Below are 648 nucleotides of genomic sequence, written 5' to 3'. Positions count from 1 at the left end.
CGGCAGCGGCGGGGGCGGCGGCAGCGCCGAGCGGCTGCTCGGGGAGGCCGACGCGGCCACCTACCGGGCCAAGGCCGCCGGCCGCGGGGTCGTGGAGGTCTTCGACGACGCGCTGCGCGCGGAGCTGGCCCGGCGCGGCGCCGTGGAGCGGGCGCTGTGGACCGCGCTGGCCGAGGGCGGGCTGCAGCTGCACTACCAGCCGGTCGTGGACCTGGCGACGAGGTCGGTGCAGGGCGTGGAGGCGCTGCTGCGCTGGGACCGCCCCGGGCACGGGCCCGTGCCGCCCGCCGAGGCGGTCGCCGTCGCCGAGCGCTCCGACCTCGTGTGCGAGCTCGGCCGCTGGGCGCTGGCCGAGGCGTGCGCGCAGCTGGCGCGCTGGGACGCCGAGGGCGGTGCGCTGGCCGGCGTCGGCGCCGCGGTCAACGTCTCCGGGCGCCACCTCGGGCAGGCCCGGCTCATCGGCGACGTGACGGCCGCGCTGGCCGCCAGCGGCGTGGCCGCCGAGCGCCTGACCGTCGAGATCACCGAGACGGTGCTCGTCGACGAGCCGCTGGCCCTGGAGCAGCTGCGCGCCCTGCGCGCCCTGGGCGTGCGCGTGGCCATCGACGACTTCGGCACCGGCTACACCTCCATCGGCCAGCTCTCGCG

1 protein-coding gene is annotated in these 648 nt (G+C 79.3%); it reads left to right on the top strand.

Annotation, left to right across the window (positions count from 1 at the left end):
* Window positions 1–648 (top strand): EAL domain-containing protein (locus tag GTQ99_RS23820; protein ID WP_166618095.1); only part of this gene is annotated, 648 nt, incomplete at both ends.

This window comes from Kineococcus vitellinus, assembly GCF_009906315.1.
Classification (GTDB): domain Bacteria; phylum Actinomycetota; class Actinomycetes; order Actinomycetales; family Kineococcaceae; genus Kineococcus; species Kineococcus vitellinus.
The sequence above is the reverse complement of the archived record's forward strand: the minus strand, read 5'-3'. Positions and strand labels throughout refer to the sequence as shown.